We start from the raw sequence: 5,960 nt of genomic DNA, 5'->3' as shown, positions 1-5,960 counted from the left end.
CCACGGCGGCAGCCAGAATAAGGCTGATGACGGCGGGTCTGACGGACACTCGTTCAAGCTCGACAGGGCTGCGCCTCAACGGCGGACACGGCCTGCCTACTACACCGCCTGAGAGAACAGTGCGACATAGGCGTTGGACGGACGAATGAACCATCCGCCCGCTCGATGCGTAATCATGGTTCGACCTTCACTGTTGGAGCCGTCATGTCCTCGATCGTTCGCCCCACTCCCGCCCAACGCACCCGACGACTGGTCGTGCTGGCCGCGGCTGTCTTCGCCGTCGTCGCACCCATTGTTCAGAACCTGGCGGGACTGGGCCTGACCCAGGCCGAGTTTGCGGCGGACGGCAACTCCACCCTGCGGGTTGCGGGGTACGCCTTCTCGATCTGGGGGCTGCTGTATCTGGGCATACTGGCCTATGCGGTGCGGCAGGTGCTGCCGCAGACGGGCGAAAGCACCCTGATCAACCGTCTGGGCTGGCCGTCGGTGGTGACCCTGTTCGGCATAGGTTTCTGGATCATCGTCGCGGCGATGAATCTGAAGGCGGCCAGCGTCATCATCATCTTCGCCAGCCTGATTGCGTTGCTGGTCCCGCTGCTGGCCTTTGGCGGGACGATCCGCACGCTGGGCCGGTTTGATCGCGACCGGATGCTGACGGTCTGGCCGCTAGCGGGACTGGCGGGCTGGCTGACAGTCGCCGCCCCCCCTGAACCTGATCACCACGGCGACGGCCTTCAACGCCTTGCCGACAGCGCTGACGCCTACAGGGTGGGCCGTGGCGGCGGTCGTGGTCACCGCCCTGATCGCAATCGCGGTGACGGCGCGCCTGCGGACCCTGGCCTACCCCCTGCCGGTCTCTTGGGGTCTTCTGGGCGCCTTTGTAGCGGAACAGCCTGATAATCCGCCCCTGGCCTTTACGGCTCTGGCCGCCGCAATACTGGTGCTGCTGGCGGGCGTCGTCCTGACCTTCCGTCTGCGTCCAGGCGTCGAGCGCGGCTGAACGCATTGCCTGAACTCGGGGCCTGAACTCAGGGCTTAGGCGGATCGTCAGTGATCGCGTCATCCTGCGGATCATGATCGTCGGCGCCGACATCAAAGGCGCCGCTTTCGTCAAAGCCGACGCTGCCCACGCCGACGGCTGATCCGGTCAGCCGCTGACGGCTTTCCAGGGCCAGTTCCGGCGCCGCCGCATCCATTTCCCTGGTCGTCTCCACATCGTTGGAGCGGTCCATCTGTTGATGTTGCGCGGCTGGCAAACGGGTTTTGTCGGTCATCACTTGTCCTCCTCATCGGCGTTGCCGGCGTCAGGTTGCGGCTGTTCGGCCAGAGCAGAGGCGCCCGCGTCATCGGCGGCGATTTCGGGCAGATCCTCGTCCTGCGGCGTGGCGGCGGGGTCGATTGGGCGGTCGGTCATGGAAGGCTCCTGCGGCTTTCGCCTGAATCAACCGCCCGGCCTCAACGATGTTCCCCGATCTTGCGCCGTGCGGGCTGACATTTGCCCCATCTGCGGCTAGAAGCCCCGCCCATGAGCGCTCCTGAAAAGACGATGTCCGAATTGGCCGCTGAATACGGTCTGGCCCCGAACGAGTATCAGGTCGTCCTCGACCGGTTGGGGCGTGAGCCCAACCACGTCGAACTGGGCGTCTTCTCGGTCATGTGGTCCGAGCACTGCTCCTACAAATCTTCCAAGATCCATCTGGGCAAGTTCCCGACGACCGGCGATCGCGTCATCTGCGGTCCAGGCGAGAACGCGGGCGTGATCGACATCGACGACGGCGACGCCTGCATCTTCAAGATGGAGAGCCACAACCACCCCTCCTACATCGAGCCCTATCAGGGTGCGGCGACAGGCGTGGGCGGCATCATGCGCGACGTCTTCACCATGGGCGCACGCCCGGTGGCCCTGCTGAACGCCCTGCGCTTCGGCGACCCGTCGCATGAAAAAACCAAGCGTTTGGTCAAGGGCGTCGTCTCGGGTATCGGCGGTTACGGCAACTGCGTCGGCGTGCCGACCGTGGCGGGCGAGACCAACTTCCACGCCGGTTATAACGGCAACATCCTGGTCAACGCCATGTGCGTGGGTCTGGCCAAGTCGGACGCCATCTTCTACTCGGCCGCGCCCTCGGCGGGTCTGTCGGTGGTCTATTTCGGCTCCAAGACCGGCCGCGACGGCATCCACGGCGCGACCATGTCCTCGGCCGAGTTCGACGACGAGTCGGAATCCAAACGCCCCACCGTCCAGGTCGGCGACCCCTTCGCTGAGAAACTGCTGATCGAAGCCACGCTGGAGCTGATGGCGTCCGGCGCCGTCGCCGCCATTCAGGACATGGGCGCAGCGGGTCTGACATCTTCCTCGGTCGAGATGGCCGGTAAGGGCGGCGTCGGTATCGAGCTGAACATGGACGCGGTGCCCCAGCGCGAAGAGGGCATGTCCGCCTATGAGATGATGCTGTCGGAAAGCCAGGAGCGGATGCTGGCTGTGCTGAAGCCGGGGCGCGAGGAAGACGGACACCGCATCTTCAAGAAATGGGGTCTGGACGCCGCCGTCATCGGCGTGACCACCGACACCGGCCGCCTGGTGCTGAAGCATCACGGCGAAACCGTCTGCGACGTGCCTCTGGCGCCCCTGTTCGACGACGCCCCCCTGTATGACCGCCCGTGGGTCCAGCCGGAACTGCAGCCCAAGCTGAGCCCCGCCGAGGTGCCCGCGCCCGAAAACTGGGCCGATGCGGTGATGAAGGTCGTCGCCTGCCCCGACATGGCGTCCAAGCGCTGGATCTGGGAACAGTACGACCGTCACGTCATGGCCGACACCCTGCAGGATTCGTCCACCGGCGCCGACGCGGGCGTGGTGCGCGTGCATGGCACGGACAAGGGCCTGGCCGTTACGTCCGACTGCACCCCGCGCTATGTCCAGAACGATCCCTATGAGGGCGGCAAACAGGCCGTCGCCGAGGCCTGGCGCAACCTGACCGCCGTGGGGTCGCGCCCCATCGCCATCACCGACAACCTGAACTTCGGCAATCCGCAACGCCCCGAGATCATGGGCCAGATCGTGCGCGCCATCGACGGCATGGCCGAGGCCTGCCGCGAACTGGTCTTCCCGGTCGTGAGCGGAAACGTCAGCCTGTATAACGAGACGAACGGCGTCGCCATTCCGCCGACCCCGACCGTCGGGGCCGTCGGCCTGCTGTCCAACTATGACGTGGTGACCGGCTTTGGCGGCATGGCCGAGGGCGATACGCTGGTCCTGATCGGCCAGACGCACGGCGAACTGGGCGCCTCCATCTATCTGCGCGAGGTTCTGGGCCGCGAAGACGGCGCACCGCCCCCGGTCGACCTGAAGCTGGAAAAGAAAACCGGTGATTTTGTGCGCGGCCTGATCGAAGGCGGCGAGCTGACCGTGGTTCACGACCTGTCCGACGGCGGCCTGATCGGGGCTGCCGCCGATCTGGTGCTGGCCTCAGACGTCGGCGTGACGCTGGACGCCTCCAGCGCCGCCCACGCCCACCCCTTCCTGTTCGGTGAAGATCAGGCCCGCTATCTGGTCGCGGTGACCGACGCGGACGCCCTGATCGCCAAGGCGCGCGAAGCCGGTCTGCACGCCTCGGTCGTCGGCCACGCGGGCGGCGACGCCTTCGCCTCACGCGGGGACAAGGGCGAGCTGTTCAGCATTCCCGTCGCCCACCTGCGCGAATGGCACGAAGGCTGGATGCCGAACTGGATCGAAGGCGCGGCTTAAACCGCTTCCCTTGACCGAGGGCTCATGAGCAGGCTGCAGGCATGAAAACCGCCGTCGTCATGGGCCCCGGCTCGATCTTCTGCAGCACCCAGCCGAACTCGATCGAGACGGTCGCGCGCACCCTGTCCCGCTTCAGTGCGAACCGGGATCAGGTGACCGTCTATTGCGATGCCGGGGCTGTGGATCGCGGCGATCTGGCCACCCATGCGGTCGCACCGGGTCTGGGCCGGACCGGGCGCATCATCCGCGCCCTGCGCCGTGATCCGCCGCAGTTTTTGGAACTGCACCAGCACGGCCCCAGCGCCGCCGCCATCGCCCGCGCCTTTCCGCACATCCCCAGCGTCCTGTACCGCCACAATCAGGCCAGCGGCGGCGGCAACCCGCTGGCGCGGATGCGTTATGAGCACCGGTTCCGCGCCTTCGACGCCCATATTTTCGTCAGCGACTATCTGCGCGGGGCCTTCGCCGACTGTTTCCCGGCGCTGGCCGAGCGCGGCTTCACCATCCACAACCCGATAGACGCCGACCTGTGGGCCGCCCCGGTCGAGGAGCGCGGGCCGGTCATCGCCTATACGGGCCGCGCTGTGCCGGAAAAGGGTTTCGACCTGATCTGCGAGGCGCTGGAGGCGGTGCTGGAGCGCCATCCCGACTGGCGCGCGGACCTGCTGGTCATCGACTGGCACACCCACGCCGACTGGGCGCAGGCCCAGATCGACCGGCTGGCGCGCTTCGGCGACCGCGTGTCCCTGCGCAAACAGCAGCCCTGGGCCGTGGTGCGTGACACCCTGCAAAGCGCCGCCATCGCCCTGGTCCCGTCCGCCTTTCCTGATCCCTTCCCTCTGGCGGCGCTGGAGGCCCATGCGGCGGGCGCGGCGGTCATATCGTCCGGTCGCGGCGGCCTGCGCGAAGGCAGCGGCCCGCACGCCCTCTATGTCGAGCCGCTGGACGCCCCCACTCTGGCCGACCGGATCGAACAGCTGATCGTCGATCCCGAGCTGAGGCTGACCATGGCGCGCAGTGGTCAGAAGCACGTCCAGACCGAGCACACGCCACAGCGCCGCGCGGCCCAGCTGGACGCCCTGCGCGCCCGTCTGGTCGAGGCCCGAAAGACCCGCGCCAAGACCTGAAACATGGCGCATCCTCGCAACCAGCCCTATCTTCAAACTGGGGCCATGCGGAGCAGATACGCTGATGACGGTCGTCGATACGCCTTTCGTTCCTCGCATTCCGGTACGCCGGACCCAGCCGCTGTCGCTGTTGCCCTTCCTCTGGATCAGTTGGCGCGACCCCATCCGCATGTGGTCGGAACGGCATTTCAACGAGCCGCAACTGCACGGCGTCGGCCCGCTGGGCGAGATCCTGGTGGTCAGCCACCCCGAGGGCGTCCGCCATGTCCTGACGGAAAACGCCGCCAACTATGTGAAGGGCGACCTGCAGCGGCGGGTGCTGGGACCGATGCTGGCCGAAGGTCTGCTGCTGACCGAGGGCGACACATGGCGGCGCGCGCGACGCATCCTGGCGCCCCTGTTCACGCCCGCGAAAATGGCCACCCTGAACGCCCGCATGGCCGAGGTCTGCCACGCCCGCGTCGCGTCGTGGGCCTTGTCGGCCCATGGGCGTGTGCTGGATATCGACAGCGAAATGTCGGGCCTGACCTTCGACATCCTGTCGGCGACCATGTTCTCGGACGAACTGGGCGGCGAGGCGCGCGGGTTCGAACGGGCGCTGAACCAGTTTCTGGCCAATGGGGCGCGGATTGATCCGCTGGACGTGCTGGGCGCGCCGGACTGGGCGCCGCGTCTGGGGCGGCTGGCCAGCTTCCGCTCGGCCCGTTTCTTCGAGCGACGCGTAACCCATCTGGTCGAGGCCCGCCGCGCCCAGATCGAGGCGGGCGGCGCGGCCCATGACGATCTGCTCAGCGCCCTGCTGCTGGCCCGCGACGAAAACGGCGGTCCAGGCCTTAGCGATGCCGAAGTCGCGTCCAACATCCTGACCTTTATTCTGGCGGGACATGAGACGACCGCTCGCGCCTTGGGCTGGACCCTGCATCTGTTGTCGCGCCAGCCCGAATATCTGGCGCGCCTTAAGGGCGAGGCGGACGCCTTCGACGTCAGCCAGCCCAAATGGGCCGACAGCCTGCCGTGGACCCGCGCCGTGCTGGAGGAGACGATGCGTCTGTTCCCGCCCGCCCCGACCATGGCCCGTACCGCACTCGCTG

At 67.0% G+C, this 5,960-nt stretch carries 6 protein-coding genes; 4 read left to right on the top strand and 2 right to left on the bottom strand.

Going from position 1 to position 5,960, the window contains the following annotated elements:
* Positions 1–204 precede the first annotated feature (204 nt).
* The gene (locus tag QZ281_RS07450; RefSeq protein WP_292226660.1) at positions 205–897 is read left to right on the top strand and encodes a hypothetical protein; all 693 of its coding nucleotides are present in this window, start codon (positions 205–207) and stop codon (positions 895–897) included.
* A gap of 131 nt (positions 898–1,028) precedes the next feature.
* Here QZ281_RS07450 and QZ281_RS07445 read toward each other — a convergent pair whose 3' ends face one another.
* Together QZ281_RS07445 and QZ281_RS07440 are read right to left on the bottom strand one after the other, a co-directional pair.
* Positions 1,029–1,274: a Tat pathway signal protein gene (locus tag QZ281_RS07445; RefSeq protein ID WP_292226657.1), complete on the bottom strand. Its 246-nt coding sequence runs from the start codon at positions 1,272–1,274 to the stop codon at positions 1,029–1,031.
* Positions 1,274–1,414: a hypothetical protein gene (locus QZ281_RS07440; RefSeq protein WP_292226655.1), complete on the bottom strand. Its 141-nt coding sequence runs from the start codon at positions 1,412–1,414 to the stop codon at positions 1,274–1,276. The genes QZ281_RS07445 and QZ281_RS07440 overlap by 1 nt, the downstream gene beginning before the upstream one ends.
* Before the next feature lie 111 nt (positions 1,415–1,525).
* Here QZ281_RS07440 and purL point away from each other — a divergent pair, with 111 nt between their 5' ends.
* The 3 genes from purL to QZ281_RS07425 form a co-directional block, all read left to right on the top strand.
* On the top strand, positions 1,526–3,742 hold the full coding sequence (gene purL, locus QZ281_RS07435; protein ID WP_292226652.1) for a phosphoribosylformylglycinamidine synthase subunit PurL: 2,217 nt from the start codon (positions 1,526–1,528) through the stop codon (positions 3,740–3,742).
* A gap of 41 nt (positions 3,743–3,783) precedes the next feature.
* Positions 3,784–4,869, top strand: a complete 1,086-nt coding sequence (locus QZ281_RS07430; RefSeq protein ID WP_292226649.1) for a glycosyltransferase family 4 protein — start codon at positions 3,784–3,786, stop codon at positions 4,867–4,869.
* 64 nt (positions 4,870–4,933) lie between these two features.
* Positions 4,934–5,960, top strand: a 1,027-nt coding sequence (locus QZ281_RS07425; RefSeq protein ID WP_292226646.1) for a cytochrome P450, incomplete at its 3' end; no start/stop codon positions are given.

The organism is Brevundimonas sp. (assembly GCF_018608325.1).
GTDB lineage: Bacteria > Pseudomonadota > Alphaproteobacteria > Caulobacterales > Caulobacteraceae > Brevundimonas.
Note: the sequence above shows the minus strand (reverse complement) of the source record. Positions and strands in the feature narration are given on the sequence as shown.